Here is a 14,861-nt window from a genome sequence, read left to right as displayed (position 1 = left end):
AAGCTTAGTTAATCATGCCAGCGGCTGAAGACCTGCGATCCGATCATGCACGAATATTATTCGTCGCTCGATTATCGTCAGCGCTGTGACCGCCCTCTGAACGTTGGCCTGCGGTTGAACGCTCGCCGACGCTGTGCGCGCGACAAGCTCGGCAGTCTCGCGAACTGGCGCGTCCAGTTCTTTTTCCCAGTCCATTTGGCTTGGCTCCCCGCCACATTGTGGAGAGCGGGCGCAAGGCGTCAAACAGTCTTGTAAATATGCGGGCTCACCTTCGGGAACCGCTCATCATGAGTCGGGTTAACCATTATAGCCTAGGCGGGCCTGCTACTAGCCCGAAGGACAAGCGCCCGCCGCGTATGGGTGCCGCCATGGGTCAAGCAGAATTAGACGAGATACGCGCCCGCGCCTACAAGCTTTGGGAGGAAGCCGGGAAGCCTGATGGCCGGATTGATGAGTTTTGGTTTCAGGCCGAGCAGCAACTGAAGGAAGAAAGAATCCGCCGCGAGCTGAAGACACCGGACACTCTCTGACCAGCGTGCGAGTACGCAATGGAATACTTGCCCGAACTCCGGCGACTTGAGCATCAGCTCGAATTGGCCAATCGGGCCGTCGCGCTCATTGCGGATCGGGTGATCGTGGCTCGGCTTGAAGATTTCGCCGAGGAGATAGGCGACAGACTTCGCAGACTGAAAGCCGAAAGCGTAGAAGAGGCGATCAGGAGGCGGGCGCACGAGCTTTGGCAGGGAGCGGGGCAACCTGTCGGCCGCGATCTGGAGTTCTGGCTTCGCGCGGAACGCGAGGTTAAAGACCGCGAAACGAAGTCCTAAGATCAGGAGAGCACCTAACGTGGCGATTGGTATCGTGAAGTGGTTTAACCCAACCAAGGGATACGGCTTTATCAAGCCGGAGGACGGCGGACCGGACGTGTTCGTGCATATCAGGGCGGTGGAGAAGGCGGGATATACTCAACTGCTTGAGGGTGCTCGCATCAGCTACGAGCCGCGCGCGGGACGTAGCGGCAAAATGTCTGCCGAAAATTTGCGGATAGGCTGAAGGCCACCGCAGCCGAGCTATGCGGCCTTTGCGCATCTTTGTGCCGCAAGGCGCGAATTATGTACTCCGCAATCGCCTCTACTGCCTGCCGCTTCTCTGCCTGCATATCGTAACGGTCATAGGTCTTCCCGCTGCCAACAATGGCGTGATGGGTGAGGGCCTCCGTGGTGTCGCGTGCGATACCCATTGCCCGCGCCCACGTCCTGGCTGACCGTCGCGCATCGTGCGGGGACCATTCGCCCATTTTCAGCTTTAGCCGTAGTCGGCGGACCGCCTGAGACAGAGCGTGCCGGTCAATCGGCTTGTCCCCTTTGCCCCGAGTGGACGGGAAGACGTAGGGGCTATCGTCGTACAGTCTCTCAGCGAGCGCCTGCTTAACGAGTTTCACGGCCTCTGCGCTCAGCGGGACCGAGTGAGGCTTGGGGCGCTTCATTCGGGAGGCAGGAAGGTCCCAGCGCGGCGAGGGGCCGTCGAGATCGGCTAGCTCGTCAAGGCGCATCCCCGAGACCTGCAAGGGCCGCTGTGCGGTCAGGAAAATCAGGCGAACGGCAATCCCCACCGCGACCGAGAACACGGCATCGGGCGGAGTGATGAAGGCGGGCCAAACGGCTCTCAGCTCGTCATCGCTCAAAACGCGATCTTCCTCACGCTCTTTTCCGCCAACCTTGGGGATGCGGGCGAGGGCGTTGATGATCGTTTCATCTTCGAGGTTGACCCATTGTACATGGTGCAGATGGACGCCTGGGTCTTATTGGCATTGCGCACCGAGGTGGCGGCGAGGCCGCGCAGGAACACGACCAGTTCTTTGCGGGTGATCGTCGATACGATGCGGGGACCGAATTCGGCCTTCGCCCGCTTCAAGACCCACTCGTCATCCTTCCACGATTTCTTGCGAGGCTTCGCATATTCGTTGACGTAACGGTCAGCCAGCCGATTGAAGGTCAGCTCGTCAGCCCCCACCGAGGCTTCAGCGGCCTCGCGCTGGGCCTCAGCGACGGGATTGCGGCCTTCGTGCAGGTCCGCATATCGGCGGTTTGCCGCGATCACGGCCTGCGCGAGTGTCATGAGAGGATATTCCCCCAAGGTGAAGCGCGGAGGACGGGGCGAGGGTGTCGAACAACATACGTCTGCCGGCTGCTGCAAAGTGACAATCAAATGAACGTCGGTACTTGCCATAAATGGCGAAACATCGGTCTCAGTAAACCCGATTCCGAGCCGTAGTATTGCGGACATCATGCTAAGAGGCCGGTTGGGTCAATGTCGCCGTCAACGTTCCCGGCTCATCGGCTGGCCGGAGGCGAGGTCGATGAAATGCAGCCGCGTGCAGGCGGGACAGGCGAAGGACGCAAAGCTGCGCCCCTCCTGCTTCTGCTGCCTCTCCAGGTGCGTCTGGACATTCATGCCCGTCTGCGGGCAACGAAAAACGATCAAATCGGCCATCGTCGCAGCATGACGGCCTGGTGGATTTCCACTTTGATCTAGATCAGTTTTGTAAACGCTCCAGGCGACCGCGCCGCCCGCAAAAGCGAAGGGGCCCCGAGGGCCCCTTCGAAATGTCACCAGCGGCGATAGCCGTAATAACCATAGTAGCGCGGGCCGTAATAGCGAGGCGCATAATACCCGTAATTGGGCCGCGGCCCGTAATATCCATAGTAGTTCGGGCGCCACCAGCACCGTCCCCAGGCGTTGCAGACCATGCGGACCTGCTCGACGCCGGAGACCTGCGGTGTCGCAGGCGTGGGCGCAACGGGCATGGCGAACGCCGCCGGCGATGCCGCGAGAGCACCGAACAGGGACGCGGCGACGAGGCCAGTCTTGAGATTCATGATGTCTTCCTCCGCTTACGCGATGCAGGATATCGAAGTCGTTCTGATCAAATTGTGGCGGAACCGAAATGTAATGCTGATGAACAAATCTTCAGCCAGCCCGCCTAAGCCTAACCTTCTTTTGTCTTGCCAGACTATCCCAGGCTCGCACGCATGACCAATGCTGCATCTGCTGCTGTTGGCCCGCAAGACCTCGCGGTCATGCTTGATCTTGCGCAATTCATTGACGCGGCTTCATCCCTAGTCTTGTCGCCGTGGCCAGTCTTTCGAAAAACGCGAGGACAGGCGCACAAGATCCTTAGAGCCGTGCCTTGGAGCTGTGCAATGGACAAGATGAGATTGGGCAAGGGTGATTGGCTGGTCGTGTGCGACGGGCGCAAGGCGCTCATTCTGGAAAATCGCGGCGACGGGATGTTTCCGAACCTTCACACCAGGGAGGTGCACGAGCAGCCCAATCCAGCGACCAGCGCGCAAGGGAGCGATGCGCCCGGTCGATTGCATGGTGCGGCCGGCAGTGCCCGCAGTTCGGTCGAGCAGACCGATTGGCACGATGAGGCCGAGCGCGCCTTCCTGCGGAGCCTCGCCGGCCGGCTCGATGCTGCCGTCAGTGCGGGCGAGACTTCGGCCCTGACCATGGTGGCCTCGCCCCGCGCGCTCGGGATGATCCGCGCCGACTATTCGGACGTCTTGCGCAAGGCGCTGCAAGGCGAGTCGGCAAAGACCTCGTCAAGCTGCCGGTCTACGAGATCGAGAAGCAGTTGCTGCGGTCGGGCGCCGGCCGATAGCGAAAGCCCGCGCTGGCATCCCTCAGAAGCAGGGGTGCCGGCGGCGGTCCTGGCCGACATAGGCGGCGGCGCCCCGGTAGCAGTGGTTGGTGGACGGGCCGTCGTAAAAGGCGAAAGTGCCGGGGGTGATGCCGGGGCCGTAATTGTGCAGATAGCTGATCGAGTAGGGCAGCGGGTTGGCATCATAGTAGTGGTACCGGTGATGTCCCCGCGCCTCTGCAAGGCCAGGGACCAGGATTGCGGCCGACAGGGCAGCAACTGCGGCTACAAGCGTCAACTTGCTCATCTCGATTCTCCCGGAACCGGCGCGAATAGGTCGCTCATCTATAGCGATTTCGGGCCGCCGGGGCACCCGTCCGGAGACCCGATCCCGCAGATTCCGGGGAGAGTGTGACAGAATTGCCGGAAATGGCTTCCAAGGCTGCCCATTTTTGGCCTTTTCGGGATGCTTAACGAATTCCCCACACAAGTATGACCAAAGAGAATTCGATAATGAATCCTGCCGCCGGCCTTATGGGGCTCCTTTGAGGCCGGTCCATCCCTAAAGGCTGTCGTCGTCACGCCGCCATGCGCATCACGCTTCTGAGTCTGCTGTTGCTCTTCGTCGCCGCCGCCACGCCGGCGCGGGCGGAGCTGCACATCACCCGCGATCACGGCGGCTATGTCGAGGAATATAAGGCCAAGTACAAGCGCGTCCGCGACAAGGGCGAGCGCGTCATCATCGATGGCATCTGCAACTCGGCCTGCACCCTGGTGCTCGGCATCGTGCCAATGAACAAGATCTGCGTGACGCCGAAGGCGAGCCTTGGCTTCCACCAGGCCTATTACGACAAGGCCTTCACCTTCGGCATCAAGGTCACCAGCGCCGAGGGGACGTCCGACCTGATGTCCTACTACCCCGATACGGTGAAGGACTGGATCCGCCGCAATGGCGGGCTCACCACCGACATGAAGAAAATCAAGAACGGCGTCGAGCTCTGGAAGATCATCGACCCCTGTCCGGAAGAATGGTGAGCGGCTGAGCCGCGGCCGCACTGCTCTGGTACAAATTCGCATTGCCGCACGGGGCCCCATGGGGCATGAGGGCGGCAATGAATCATAATCAAGAAGCCCTGACCGCCCGCGCAGCGCCGATCCTGTTCGTAGTGCTCTGGAGCACCGGATTCATCGGCACCAAATACGTCGTCAACAACGCCGATCCCTTGACCTATCTCGCCATCCGCATGGCGATCGTGGTCGGCCTGATGGCGATCATCGCCGGCATCGCGCGGCCGAAATGGCCGGACCGTGCCGGCATTGCCCATAGCGCAGTCGCCGGCATCCTCGTCCATGGCTTCTATCTCGGCGGCACAGCGATCGCGATCGCGCATTCGATACCGGCCGGACTCTCGGCGCTGATTCCGGGCCTGCAGCCGATCCTGACCTCGACCATCGCCAACCGCTGGCTCGGCGAGAAGGTGACGCCGGTGCAATGGGGCGGGCTCGTGCTGGGTCTCGGCGGAGTGGTGATGATCCTGCACAACCGGCCGATGACCGGCGAAGCCGGGCTCGGCTGGCTCGCCTCGGTGGTATCGCTGATCAGCATCACGCTGGGCACGCTCTACCAGCGCCGCTACTGCAACCACATCGACTGGCGTGCCGGCAATCTCGTGCAATACGTCTCCGTCACCGTCTTCTTCGCGGTCGGCGCCTTCCTGTTCGAGGACCGCGTGGTGCACTGGACGCAGGAGTTCGTGCTCGCGCTGGCTTGGCTCGCGGTGGCGCTCTCGATCGGATCGATCGGATTGCTGTATTGGCTGATCCGCCGCGCCGCCGCGACCTCGGTTGCGAGCTTGTTCTATCTGGTGCCTGCGGTGACCGCGCTGATGGCCTATCTGTTGTTCGGCGAGAAGCTCGATGCGCTGGCGATTGCCGGCATGGTGATGTGCGCAGCCGCGGTGTTCGTGGTCAACCGCCGGTTCTAGGCGGATGGTGGTGAGGTGCGGCGGAATACATCCCTGACGTGCGCCCCGCATCCGTGTTAGGGTGAGCACATTTCAGCTTCCCTTTCGCAACGGTGATTTCCATGAAGAAGGCGAGACGTGCGCTGCTCGGCCGGTCCCTGAAGCCGGTCCGGATTGCCTGCATCAACTACGCGGAGGAGTCGATCAGCGGCCGGATGATGAGCAGGCTCACCGCAGCACTGCAAAAATGTTACGACAAGCACTTCCTCCCCGTATGGGGCTATCCGGTCGATCTCTATGTCACCCAGCAGCCGAAGGCCGCCGACTGGCAGCTGGTCTATTTCGACGATGCCTCGCACAAGAACATGCTCGGGCGCCACGAGCTGACCCATCGCGGCCAGCCGATCTCGAAAATCTTCGTCAAGGCGCTGGGCGAGGAGCCGGTCAGCGTCGCCGCCTCACACGAGTTGTTCGAGATGGTGCTCGACCCCATGGCCAATCTCTGGGCCGACAAGAATCCGAATACCCAGTATGCCTATGAGGTCTGCGACGCAGTGGAGGAGGATTCTTTCCGCGTCAACGGCTTTGAGATGTCGAACTTCGTCTACCCGTCCTGGTTCGAGCCGTTCAAGCATCCCCGCGGCACCAAGTTCGACCACAAGGGAACGCTGACGGAGCCGTTCTCCATGACCGAGGGCGGCTACGTCATCAAGAAGGTCAACGGCAGGAAGGTGATCAAGGCGTTCGGCTCACCGGGAAAGCGGCGGCGCTTCAACGCCGAGGACCGGCGCGGCCATCGCAGCGAATTCCGCGATCCGCAAGGAAAGCATCACCCGGGCCGGCGGGCGATCAAACATAGAGGCTAGGCATTGCCGGAGCCCTCTCCGGGCGCGCGCACCCGGAGAGATGCTCGGCTTGCGATCAGCGCTTGGACTTCTTGGCCTTCTTTTTCTTTTTTGCGGCCTTCTTGCCGGATTTCTTCACCGCCTTCTTCGCGGTCTTCTTGGCTGCCTTCTTCGACGCCTTCTTCGCCTTCTTCGGCGCTACCTTCGCGACCTTCTTGGCGGCTTTCCTGACCTTCTTGACGGCAGTGACTGCGGCATCCCTGGTCGTTTCCACGGCGGTGGTGATCGTCTCCATCGCTTGTTCGGTGATCGGCTTCTCGTCGTCCATATCGTCCCCCACGGCTTGTATGGAGCGATGACGATAGCGTTTTCCATGATTGTGTCAAAGCACCGCTCAACCTTTGCGATCCTTGCGCAGCGCTCGGCGTGCTCCTCGTTAACGCTCCGGCAAGCATGCTGCGGGCAGCGGCGGTGAACCGTCGTTAATGCGGCCGTAAGCGGGTTGCACGAATATGCAGCAATTACGGGGGCATTCCAATCATGTCCAGACTTTCAACGGCGAAGTTCTTGCCGCGGTTCAAGCTCGGCACCAAGGCCGTCCTCTGCGCGGTGCTGCTGATCGCCGTGAACACGGCGCTGGTGGTCGGAGCCGGCTATTGGTCGCTCACCTCCGCCTTCAATGATCGCGCGCTCCGCGACATCGAGGTCAATCTGCGCACGCTCGCGCTGGCTTTCGCCGAGATCGTTCCCGACGCCAAGATCACGGTGAGGGACGGCGCGGTGGTGCGCGCCGAGATCCCCAAAATGCCCGAATTCAGCGATCACGCCATCGTCGATCGCGCGGTGTCCTATGTCGGCGGCAATGCGACGCTCTTCGTGTTCGACGATGCGAGCGGGCAGTTCGTGCGCCGCTCGACCAATGTGAAGAAGGAGAATGGTGACCGCGCCGTCGGCACCCAGCTCGCCGCCGACCATCCGGGCCAGGCGCTGTTGCGCCGGGGCGAAGCCTATAAGGGGCCGGCCACGCTGTTCGGCAAGTCCTTCATGACCGCCTATTTCCCGGTCGTGGATACCGCCGGCAAGGTCGCCGGCATTCTCTATGTCGGCATCCCCATGGCCCAGTTCGAGAGCATGCTGGCCCGGGCGATCGAGAGCATGGCGGCCGCCGCCGGGCTTGCCGCGCTGCTGGTGCTGGTCCTGACCCTCGTGATCGTCCGCCGCGTCACCCGGCCGCTCACCTTGGTCGCGCGCTCGCTCACGGCGCTGGCCGAGGGGGCGAGCGACGTCACGATCGAGTGCGAGGATCGCGCCGACGAGATCGGCGAAATCGCCCGCACGGTCGCGGTGTTCAAGAGCAATTCGCTGGAGCGGGCCCGCCTGCGCAGCGAGCAGGCCGCGGCCACGGCTGCCGCGGCCGAGCAGCGCAAGGCGGAGCTGCGCAATTTCGTCGAGCAGTTCCGCGGCAGCGTCGGCGGCATTCTCGACAAGGTGCTGACATCGTCAGGCGAATTCGAACGGGTGGCGCGGCAGCTCACCGACACCGCACGTTCGACGGCAGAGCTGTCGGCGCAGTCAGCCGGGGCATCCGAAAGCGCCTCCGAGCACGTGCGCTCGGCCGCATCGGCCTCAGACGAGCTGTCCCAGTCGATCTCCGAGATCACCCGGAGGGTGCAGGAATCCAACGAGATCTCCGCCGAGGCGGTGCGCCAGGCCGAAGCGACCGATCAGCGGATTGCGCAGCTCTCCGAGGCAGGCGCGCGGATCGGCGACGTCGTCAAACTGATCACCTCGATCGCCGAGCAGACCAACCTGCTGGCGCTCAACGCCACCATCGAGGCCGCGCGCGCCGGCGATGCCGGCCGCGGCTTTGCAGTGGTGGCCCAGGAGGTCAAGACGCTCGCCGGCCAGACCGCGAAAGCGACCGACGAGATCTCGAACCAGATCGCGAGCATGCAGCTTGCGACCGAGGAATCTGTCGCTGCGGTCAAGGGGATCGGACAGACCATCGAGCGCATCAGCGGCATCGCGAGCTCGATCTCGGCTGCGGTCGAGCAACAGCGCAGCGCGACCCAGAACATCGCGGCCAGCGTGCGCGCCGCGGCTTCGGGCACGGCGGAGGTTGCGGTCAATGTCCGGCACGCCGCCAAGGGCGCGAGCGAGACCGGCGAGACCTCGAGCCGGATGTTCGCATCGGCCCAGGCGCTATCGAGCGAGAGCGTGCATCTGAAGGCCGAGGTCGACGGTTTTCTGGACCGCGTGCACGCGGCTTAGTCTAACGCCGTCATTCCGGGATGGTCCGCAGGACCAGACCCCAGGTGCGCAATTGCGCACCGGGGATCTCGAGATCCCGGGTTCGATGCTGACGCATCGCCCCGGGATGACGTTTTGCGGTCGCTATCGGCGACCTCAAAAAGTCACTTCGGCTGCGGCACGATCCGGATGTAGGGCTTCGGCTCCTTCCAGCCCTGCGGGTAGATCGTCTTGGCCTCGTCGTTCGACACCGAGCCGGCGATGATGACGTCCTCGCCCTGCTTCCAGTCGGCCGGGGTGGCAACGCGGTGCTTGGCAGTCATCTGGAGCGAGTCGATGACGCGCAGGATCTCCTGGAAGTTCCGGCCCGTGGTCATCGGATAGACCAGCACGAGCTTGATCTTCTTGTCCGGCCCGATGATGAAGACGTTGCGGACGGTCTGGTTGTCGGCCGGCGTGCGGGTGAGGGGATCGCCCGAGGTCGAGGCGGGCAGCATCTCGTAGAGCTTCGAGACGTTGAAGTCGGTGTCGCCGATCATTGGATAGTTCGGAGCGGCGCCTTGCGTCTCCTTGATGTCCTCGGACCATTTGGCGTGGCGATCGACCGGATCGACCGAGAGGCCCATCAGCTTGACGCCGCGCTTGTCGAATTCGGGCTTCAGCTTGGCGAGTGCGCCGAGCTCGGTCGTACAAACCGGCGTGAAGTCCTTGGGGTGCGAGAACAGGAGCGCCCAGCTGTTGCCGATCCAGTCGTGGAACTTGATCTTCCCTTCGGTGGTCTCGGCTTCGAAGTCGGGGGCGGTGGCGCCGATCGGAAGTGCCATGGTTCTACCTCATCTCATTGAATTTATTTGTAAATTCGTCCTGGCCGTCAGCATCAGTATAGGCTTTGACCAATCTCAAGTGAACGGGGCTCAAGTAAAATGTGAATTCCTTCTCTGAAGGGCCGATCTCTTAGCACTTTTCTGTTACAGGGTCCCCTGCGGCGAAACATCTCCACGGAACCACACGGTCTCGATTGCCCCGATAAAGCCTTTTATGACCCGCATCACCCTCGCCCGACGCTCTCCGGAACCGAAATGGTCCTCATAGCGACCAATCGGCAACCATTGAGAAAAGTCGCGATCCCCGTAGTCAATCATTAACCACCCCTTTACGTCCGCATGAAAATGCTGGTCGGTCAGAAGAAATCTGGAAGTGAACTATGTCTGCCGCTGCGCCCAAGTCCGCTGAAAAGTCTCAGTCGCCGTCCCTCGAACCGTCCTGCCGCGATACTTCGGCCCATGCACTGACCATCGTGCGCGACGGCGTGATCACGGGCGAAGGCCCGACCACCAAGGGCCGGGTGCATTTCTCCCGCTCGCTCGACGCCGACGACACAGCCTGGTGCGTCCGTATCCTGACCGCCGCCGCCGTCAACGACCAGCCGGTCAGCCGCGCCGAAGCCGAAGTCCTGTTCGAGATCAACGAGGCCGCGACCGAGCGGACGGATGGCGGCCGCTTCGACGACCTCCTGGCCAAAGCTGTCGCCCATTACGCGGCCAGCGCCTCGGGCCTGAAAGTGCCGCCGCGCAGCGTCGCGCTCTCGGCCCATAGCGACATCGAGAGCTGGGCGCCGGCCTACGCCTCCAAGGTCAACAGTGAGATGCTGGAGTGGATCGCCGGCCAGATGCGCGGCAGGCGCCACAACAATCGTCGCCTAATGGCGATGGTGGCGACGTTCCTCGGCGCCACCGCGCTGCCTCTGGCGGGCCAGCTGCCGAACGTGTTCGACATCGGCATGTAAGTCTTCTCCGCTCTTGATGAGGGCGAGCGAACGGCGGGGTTACTTCCCCGCCGTTTTTTGTTGTGTGCCGAGTATGAACGACAGCTTGGAGGTGGAAGTCCTCTATCCAGCCTGATGGCGGCGAAGGATTAGCGAAGCGCAAGGGCGTCACCGCGAGGTGGGGTCTGAAGAAAGCGTGGAGCAAAGCCGCGGCCCGATGGACAAACACCGGATAACGAGGCCTACCCGGCCGGACGAGCGAGCAACTGATCGCGAAGTCCAGGGTCATCAAGGGTCGGGGTGGTAAATTCGGCGGGCGCGCGGTGAAGGCGGTCGGTCTTACCTCGGGAGGTCTGCGTTGTGTCCCGGCAACGGGACTGAGGTCGTCGTAAGGCGGCCCGACCGCAGCGCAGAAGTCAGCTGAGGGCATAGTAGGTGGCGTGTGCCGCCGAAGGCCCGAACGGTGGAAGTGGTTAGTAGAGCAACGATCTCGCGCGAGCCATGCGGCAGAAGAATCAGGTCGAACTGAACTTGGGCACCGGAGCAGGCGGTGAAGCCGCAAGCTCCGCCGCCGGAGAGACCGAAGCAAGCGCGGTGAGAGCCAGCCTCGAACGCCCGGCGGTCGCAGGACCGTCGATGGAAGTAGTCGTCGAGCGTGAGAATCTGCAAGCAGCATTGGCGCAAGTGAAGCGCAACAAGGGTGCGGCAGGCGTCGATGGGATGACCGTCGGCGAGCTATCGGCCTATCTGAAGGAGCACTGGCTCACGATCCGCGCCCAGTTGCTTGACGGCACCTATAAGCCACAGCCGGTGCGGCGGGTGGAGATACCGAAGGCGTCGGGCGGCCTGCGGCCGCTCGGCATCCCGACGGTGCTCGACCGCTTCATCCAGCAGGCGGTGATGCAGGTGTTGCAGGCAGATTGGGACGGAACGTTCTCCGAGGCGAGCTTCGGCTTCCGGCCGACCCGCTCGGCGCATCAGGCGGTGGAACGGGCGCAGACCTACATCGCATCCGGTTACGCCGTCGTCGTCGACATCGATCTGGAAAAGTTCTTCGACCGGGTCAACCACGACATCCTGATGGGGCTCATTGCCAAACGGGTCGCTGACAAGCGCCTCCTCAAGCTCATCCGTGGCTTCTTGACTGCGGGTGTGATGGAGGCAGGGCTGGTCAGCCCGACGGAGGAGGGTACGCCGCAAGGCGGACCGCTCTCGCCGCTGTTGTCGAACCTGATGCTGGATGTGCTGGACAAGGAACTGGAGAAACGCGGCCATCGCTTCGTGCGCTACGCCGACGACTGCAATATCTATGTACGCAGTCAGAAGGCGGGCGAGCGGGTGTTGGCCGGCCTCGAACGGTTCCTCGAAAAGCACCTCAAGCTCAAGATCAACAAGGCCAAGAGTGCGGTCGCCAAACCGAGCGTTCGCAAGTTCCTGGGCTTCAGCTTTACCGGCGGAAGTGAACCACCGCGACGGCGCATCGCGCCGCAGGCGCTCGCCCGCTTCAAGGTAAAAGTTCTGGAGCTGACGCGACGCACGTGCGGTCGAAGCCTCGTGCAGATTACCAAGGAGCTGTCAGCCTACCTGATCGGGTGGCGCGGCTACTTCGGCTTCTGCCAAACCCCGTCGGTGTTGCGCGTGCTTGACCGGTGGATCAGGCGGCGGCTGCGCGCCGTCGTCTGGAAGCAATGGAAGTATGGACCCGCTCGCTTCGCCGAGCTGCGACGCCGTGGCGTCGGCCGGGATCTGGCAGCGCAAACTGCCGGCGCCCCGCATGGCCCTTGGCGGCTCGCGAACAGCCCCGCGCTTGCCATTGCTCTGCCAAACAGCTTCTTCGCTTCGCTCGGCTTGGCTTCCGTCACGGGACAGTGGCCTGCATAATCCGCCGAACCGCCGTATACGGACCCGTATGTACGGTGGTGTGGGAGGGGAGGAGTCGCGAGACTCCCCCTATCCCGATTGCCTGGATCCGGCTCGAGGCCGAGCGTGCGGCCCGGGAAGCCTGCGGCGTCGAAATAACGCTGGCTGCCGACGCGCTGGACGTTGAGCACGGTCTCAAGACCGTTCTCGGACTTCTTCTTCGAGCGCTCAACGGTCTTATAGGCCTTCGGCACGACGCCGTTCGGCAGCGCCTCCGACATCACGCGGCCGACGAGGCCCCCGTTGCCCGAGCTGCGCAGACCGAGGAGCTGGGCCGCGGTCATGCCGACGTCGGCGTTGCTGACCGGGATCTCGCTGACATAGCCGGTTTTGAAGTCCGGACCGATGGCGGCCATGAAGTTCATGGTGTCGCCGCGGCTGAAGCTGCCATGCATGCCCTGGCCCTGGCGCAGCACGGTGTCGGCGACCTGCACCGAGCAGTTGGTCGGCGCCTCGCCGCAATCACTGGCATAGGAGCGGAAGTTGACGACGATCGCCGGCGTCGGCGTCGCCGACTTGCCGCGCAGGTTGATGCTCGACAGCGGCAGGGTGCCGGGGAAGCGGCCGAGGGAGTCGTCGACGAATAGGCCCGAGACGTAGTCCTGCTCGAGCAGCGCCTTGATCGTCTTCGCGGCGAGCTTCTTGTCCTTGCTGGGCAGATAAATCAGGTCGGAGCCGCCATTGGTGGCGATGACGAGGTCGGGCTTCTCCGGATTGGTCCCGAGCACGCCGTTGCCGGCCTTGGGATGCTTGTTGCCTTCTATCTTCGCATTCTTGTCGTTGGGGTCGAACAGCGGCAGGTCGAGCGCTTTCGCAAGGTCGATCGCAACGAAGCCCATCGGCAAGAAGTCCTTCGGCGTATCGTCATAGCTGAGCTTGGCCGAGGGGCTCGTCTTGCTCTCCTTGGAGATGGTCGAGAAGCCGTGGTCGGCCTGGATCATGATGTTGGTGTTGGCGGCGAGCCCAAGCTCGTCCAGCGCCTTGCGGAGCTGGGCGAGGTTGTTGTCGGCGTTCTTGATGCTCGCCATCGTGCTCGGCCCGTTGATGCCCGGCATGATCTGGTTGAGGCTGTCGCCCTGATTGTGCTGGGTGCCGTCAGGGTCGCGCGACCAGAACACCAGGACGAACGGCTTGTTGCGCGCCTTGAACATCGGCAGCACGACCTTGGTGGCGACGTCGGCGAAATAGGCCTGCTGGGCGATGTTGGCGACCGTGGTGCCCGGCGTCTTGGCATCGCCGGCCTTGCCATTGTCGCCACGGCTCGGGGGGGTGAGGGGCAGGTTCGCCTTGGTGAGCGCGTCCTTCATCTCGTCCGACAGCGGGACACCGTTCTTGCCGCCGGTGGAATCGTCGATGACGATCGAGTGCTGGCCCGGCTTCTCCGGATGGTCGGTGTGGTCGAACTGATAGGTCGGGCCGACCTTGCCGATCGCGGCGGTGCTGAGGCCCTTGTCGCGGGCCATCTTCAGGATGGTTTCCTCGTTGAGATAGTCGCCCTTGAAATGCTCGTCGATGTCGCCGAGCACGGCGTCGTTCTCGATGAAGGGGACGACCGTGTCGCCGGCTGGACCGGAGGTGTAGTTGGTCCAGATCGTGTTGGAGAACACGCCGGTATCGCCGAGATAATGGCCGGTCGACATCGCCGAACCGTTGGCCATGGTGAAGGTCGGGAACAGCGAGTGCGAGTTCTTGAAGTTGACGCCCTTGTCGCGGACCTCGGCCATTGCCGGGGCCGTCTCGGGCGTCACCTTCAGCGCGCGCAGGCCATCCGGAATGAACAGGATCAGGTTGTGGGGCGTGTTGTTCTGGGCTGAGGCAAATCCGGTGGACAGCACTGTCAGTCCGGCGGACAGCAACACCAGTGAACGGCGCATCGAAGTCTCCTAGCGGTGAGGCGGCATGGCCGCCGACCGCGGCCCCCGCCTTCGTTTAGTTTTGCTGTATGTCAGTTTTGTTACAAGGCCTTTTGCGGATGCAGGCGGGCTGGGGAGGGGGCCTCAACCTCACGGACACGTCATTGCGGGGGAAGATATCTATCCCGTCATCCTGAGGTGCGAGACTTGTGATGCAAACGCATCGCAAGCCGAGCCTCGAAGGATGAACGGCCGAGGTGCAGCCGGGCCGTCGCCCCTCGAGGCTCGCTCGCGCTGCTGCGCACCACGGGCTCGCGCCTCAGGGTGACGGTCAGAAATTGGTGCTCGTCGCAGCACCGGCAGTTCGATCTCCAACGACAGACACACTTTCGCATCCCCGCGGCGCGTTTCGCCCGAGCTTTGCCTCGTCACGCCACCCTCAATTGAGAAGAGGGCGCAGGGAAGGCCGCGGGAAGACCGGGTGCCGGCCGGGCACCCACGGTCCACTGTGCGAAAGGTGGCAACAAGAATCTGCACAGCGGCATACAGGTGGAGCCAGACATCCGGCCTTCCCTGCGCAATGGGTTGACGGCTTATGTCGTGCTCTCCCCGGGGAGCGTT

17 protein-coding genes and 2 pseudogenes are annotated in these 14,861 nt (G+C 62.8%); 10 read left to right on the top strand and 9 right to left on the bottom strand.

Features of this window, described 5'->3' with window-relative positions; genetic code table 11:
* Positions 1–12: 12 nt before the first annotated feature.
* Complete coding sequence (locus AC5V87_RS24795) at positions 13–195, bottom strand: hypothetical protein (protein WP_456837926.1); 183 nt, start codon at positions 193–195, stop codon at positions 13–15.
* Between the two features lie 173 nt (positions 196–368).
* Here AC5V87_RS24795 and AC5V87_RS24790 point away from each other — a divergent pair, with 173 nt between their 5' ends.
* Genes AC5V87_RS24790 through AC5V87_RS24780 form a run of 3 tightly spaced genes read left to right on the top strand, consistent with a single transcriptional unit; the run spans position 369 to position 1,053 of the window.
* Positions 369–530, top strand: a complete 162-nt coding sequence (locus tag AC5V87_RS24790; RefSeq protein ID WP_495368028.1) for a DUF2934 domain-containing protein — start codon at positions 369–371, stop codon at positions 528–530.
* An 18-nt stretch (positions 531–548) separates the two neighbouring features.
* The gene (locus AC5V87_RS24785) at positions 549–827 is read left to right on the top strand and encodes a DUF2934 domain-containing protein (RefSeq protein ID WP_456837928.1); all 279 of its coding nucleotides are present in this window, start codon (positions 549–551) and stop codon (positions 825–827) included.
* 19 nt (positions 828–846) lie between these two features.
* Positions 847–1,053, top strand: a complete 207-nt coding sequence (locus AC5V87_RS24780; RefSeq protein WP_456837929.1) for a cold-shock protein — start codon at positions 847–849, stop codon at positions 1,051–1,053.
* Here AC5V87_RS24780 and AC5V87_RS24775 read toward each other — a convergent pair.
* From AC5V87_RS24775 to AC5V87_RS24760, 4 genes are all read right to left on the bottom strand, one after another.
* Positions 989–1,552, bottom strand: a complete 564-nt coding sequence (locus AC5V87_RS24775; RefSeq protein ID WP_495371938.1) for a tyrosine-type recombinase/integrase — start codon at positions 1,550–1,552, stop codon at positions 989–991. The two genes, AC5V87_RS24780 and AC5V87_RS24775, sit on opposite strands and share 65 nt — an antisense overlap.
* A gap of 128 nt (positions 1,553–1,680) precedes the next feature.
* A complete protein-coding gene (locus tag AC5V87_RS24770) occupies positions 1,681–2,229 on the bottom strand; it encodes a hypothetical protein (RefSeq protein WP_456837930.1) in 549 nt (182 codons plus the stop codon).
* 90 nt (positions 2,230–2,319) lie between these two features.
* A complete protein-coding gene (locus tag AC5V87_RS24765) occupies positions 2,320–2,493 on the bottom strand; it encodes a hypothetical protein (protein ID WP_495368027.1) in 174 nt (57 codons plus the stop codon).
* 116 nt (positions 2,494–2,609) lie between these two features.
* Positions 2,610–2,879 (bottom strand): hypothetical protein, encoded by a 270-nt coding sequence (locus tag AC5V87_RS24760; RefSeq protein WP_456837931.1) that lies wholly within the window; start codon positions 2,877–2,879, stop codon positions 2,610–2,612.
* Positions 2,880–3,203: 324 nt separating this feature from the next.
* On the opposite strand from AC5V87_RS24760, the pseudogene AC5V87_RS24755 reads away from it, so the two are divergent.
* A pseudogene (locus tag AC5V87_RS24755) lies at positions 3,204–3,664 on the top strand (host attachment protein).
* Between the two features lie 22 nt (positions 3,665–3,686).
* Here the strand turns inward: AC5V87_RS24755 and AC5V87_RS24750 are convergent.
* Entirely contained in the window at positions 3,687–3,950 is a 264-nt protein-coding gene (locus AC5V87_RS24750) for a hypothetical protein (RefSeq protein WP_495368026.1), read from the bottom strand.
* Between the two features lie 281 nt (positions 3,951–4,231).
* Here AC5V87_RS24750 and AC5V87_RS24745 point away from each other — a divergent pair, with 281 nt between their 5' ends.
* From AC5V87_RS24745 to AC5V87_RS24735, 3 genes are all read left to right on the top strand, one after another.
* On the top strand, positions 4,232–4,678 hold the full coding sequence (locus tag AC5V87_RS24745) for a hypothetical protein (RefSeq protein ID WP_495368025.1): 447 nt from the start codon (positions 4,232–4,234) through the stop codon (positions 4,676–4,678).
* A 77-nt stretch (positions 4,679–4,755) separates the two neighbouring features.
* On the top strand, positions 4,756–5,628 hold the full coding sequence (locus AC5V87_RS24740) for a DMT family transporter (RefSeq protein ID WP_456837935.1): 873 nt from the start codon (positions 4,756–4,758) through the stop codon (positions 5,626–5,628).
* Positions 5,629–5,729: 101 nt separating this feature from the next.
* The gene (locus AC5V87_RS24735; RefSeq protein ID WP_495368024.1) at positions 5,730–6,473 is read left to right on the top strand and encodes a hypothetical protein; all 744 of its coding nucleotides are present in this window, start codon (positions 5,730–5,732) and stop codon (positions 6,471–6,473) included.
* Between the two features lie 55 nt (positions 6,474–6,528).
* Here the strand turns inward: AC5V87_RS24735 and AC5V87_RS24730 are convergent, their stop codons facing one another.
* A complete protein-coding gene (locus AC5V87_RS24730; RefSeq protein WP_495368023.1) occupies positions 6,529–6,780 on the bottom strand; it encodes a histone in 252 nt (83 codons plus the stop codon).
* Between the two features lie 212 nt (positions 6,781–6,992).
* On the opposite strand from AC5V87_RS24730, the gene AC5V87_RS24725 reads away from it, so the two are divergent.
* The gene (locus AC5V87_RS24725) at positions 6,993–8,723 is read left to right on the top strand and encodes a methyl-accepting chemotaxis protein (RefSeq protein WP_495368022.1); all 1,731 of its coding nucleotides are present in this window, start codon (positions 6,993–6,995) and stop codon (positions 8,721–8,723) included.
* A gap of 143 nt (positions 8,724–8,866) precedes the next feature.
* Here the strand turns inward: AC5V87_RS24725 and AC5V87_RS24720 are convergent, their stop codons facing one another.
* Positions 8,867–9,526: a peroxiredoxin gene (locus tag AC5V87_RS24720; RefSeq protein WP_495368021.1), complete on the bottom strand. Its 660-nt coding sequence runs from the start codon at positions 9,524–9,526 to the stop codon at positions 8,867–8,869.
* Positions 9,527–9,906: 380 nt separating this feature from the next.
* Here AC5V87_RS24720 and AC5V87_RS24715 point away from each other — a divergent pair, with 380 nt between their 5' ends.
* Positions 9,907–10,488, top strand: coding sequence for a hypothetical protein (locus AC5V87_RS24715; RefSeq protein WP_495368020.1), 582 nt, complete (start codon positions 9,907–9,909; stop codon positions 10,486–10,488).
* A 480-nt stretch (positions 10,489–10,968) separates the two neighbouring features.
* Positions 10,969–12,348, top strand: coding sequence for a group II intron reverse transcriptase/maturase (gene ltrA / locus AC5V87_RS24710; RefSeq protein ID WP_456837647.1), 1,380 nt, complete (start codon positions 10,969–10,971; stop codon positions 12,346–12,348).
* A 74-nt stretch (positions 12,349–12,422) separates the two neighbouring features.
* On the opposite strand, the pseudogene AC5V87_RS24705 reads toward ltrA, so the two are convergent.
* A pseudogene (locus tag AC5V87_RS24705) lies at positions 12,423–14,261 on the bottom strand (alkaline phosphatase family protein); the annotation flags it as partial.
* Between the last annotated feature and the right edge of the window lie 600 nt (positions 14,262–14,861).

The sequence above is a fragment of the Bradyrhizobium sp. SOJA106 genome, from assembly GCF_059448745.1.
This window is presented reverse-complemented; position numbering and strand designations above follow the sequence as displayed.

Bases quoted from the DNA above. Each gene is read 5' to 3' on its own strand.
- AC5V87_RS24765 (WP_495368027.1), bottom strand. From the start codon at position 2,493: ATGGCCGATTTGATCGTTTTTCGTTGCCCGCAGACGGGCATGAATGTC.
- AC5V87_RS24715 (WP_495368020.1), top strand. From the start codon at position 9,907: ATGTCTGCCGCTGCGCCCAAGTCCGCTGAAAAGTCTCAGTCGCCGTCC.
- AC5V87_RS24795 (WP_456837926.1), bottom strand. From the start codon at position 195: ATGGACTGGGAAAAAGAACTGGACGCGCCAGTTCGCGAGACTGCCGAG.
- AC5V87_RS24760 (WP_456837931.1), bottom strand. From the start codon at position 2,879: ATGAATCTCAAGACTGGCCTCGTCGCCGCGTCCCTGTTCGGTGCTCTC.
- AC5V87_RS24735 (WP_495368024.1), top strand. From the start codon at position 5,730: ATGAAGAAGGCGAGACGTGCGCTGCTCGGCCGGTCCCTGAAGCCGGTC.
- AC5V87_RS24790 (WP_495368028.1), top strand. From the start codon at position 369: ATGGGTCAAGCAGAATTAGACGAGATACGCGCCCGCGCCTACAAGCTT.
- AC5V87_RS24745 (WP_495368025.1), top strand. From the start codon at position 4,232: ATGCGCATCACGCTTCTGAGTCTGCTGTTGCTCTTCGTCGCCGCCGCC.
- AC5V87_RS24730 (WP_495368023.1), bottom strand. From the start codon at position 6,780: ATGGACGACGAGAAGCCGATCACCGAACAAGCGATGGAGACGATCACC.
- ltrA (WP_456837647.1), top strand. From the start codon at position 10,969: ATGCGGCAGAAGAATCAGGTCGAACTGAACTTGGGCACCGGAGCAGGC.
- AC5V87_RS24750 (WP_495368026.1), bottom strand. From the start codon at position 3,950: ATGAGCAAGTTGACGCTTGTAGCCGCAGTTGCTGCCCTGTCGGCCGCA.
- AC5V87_RS24770 (WP_456837930.1), bottom strand. From the start codon at position 2,229: ATGGCAAGTACCGACGTTCATTTGATTGTCACTTTGCAGCAGCCGGCA.
- AC5V87_RS24725 (WP_495368022.1), top strand. From the start codon at position 6,993: ATGTCCAGACTTTCAACGGCGAAGTTCTTGCCGCGGTTCAAGCTCGGC.
- AC5V87_RS24720 (WP_495368021.1), bottom strand. From the start codon at position 9,526: ATGGCACTTCCGATCGGCGCCACCGCCCCCGACTTCGAAGCCGAGACC.
- AC5V87_RS24740 (WP_456837935.1), top strand. From the start codon at position 4,756: ATGAATCATAATCAAGAAGCCCTGACCGCCCGCGCAGCGCCGATCCTG.
- AC5V87_RS24775 (WP_495371938.1), bottom strand. From the start codon at position 1,552: ATGCGCCTTGACGAGCTAGCCGATCTCGACGGCCCCTCGCCGCGCTGG.
- AC5V87_RS24785 (WP_456837928.1), top strand. From the start codon at position 549: ATGGAATACTTGCCCGAACTCCGGCGACTTGAGCATCAGCTCGAATTG.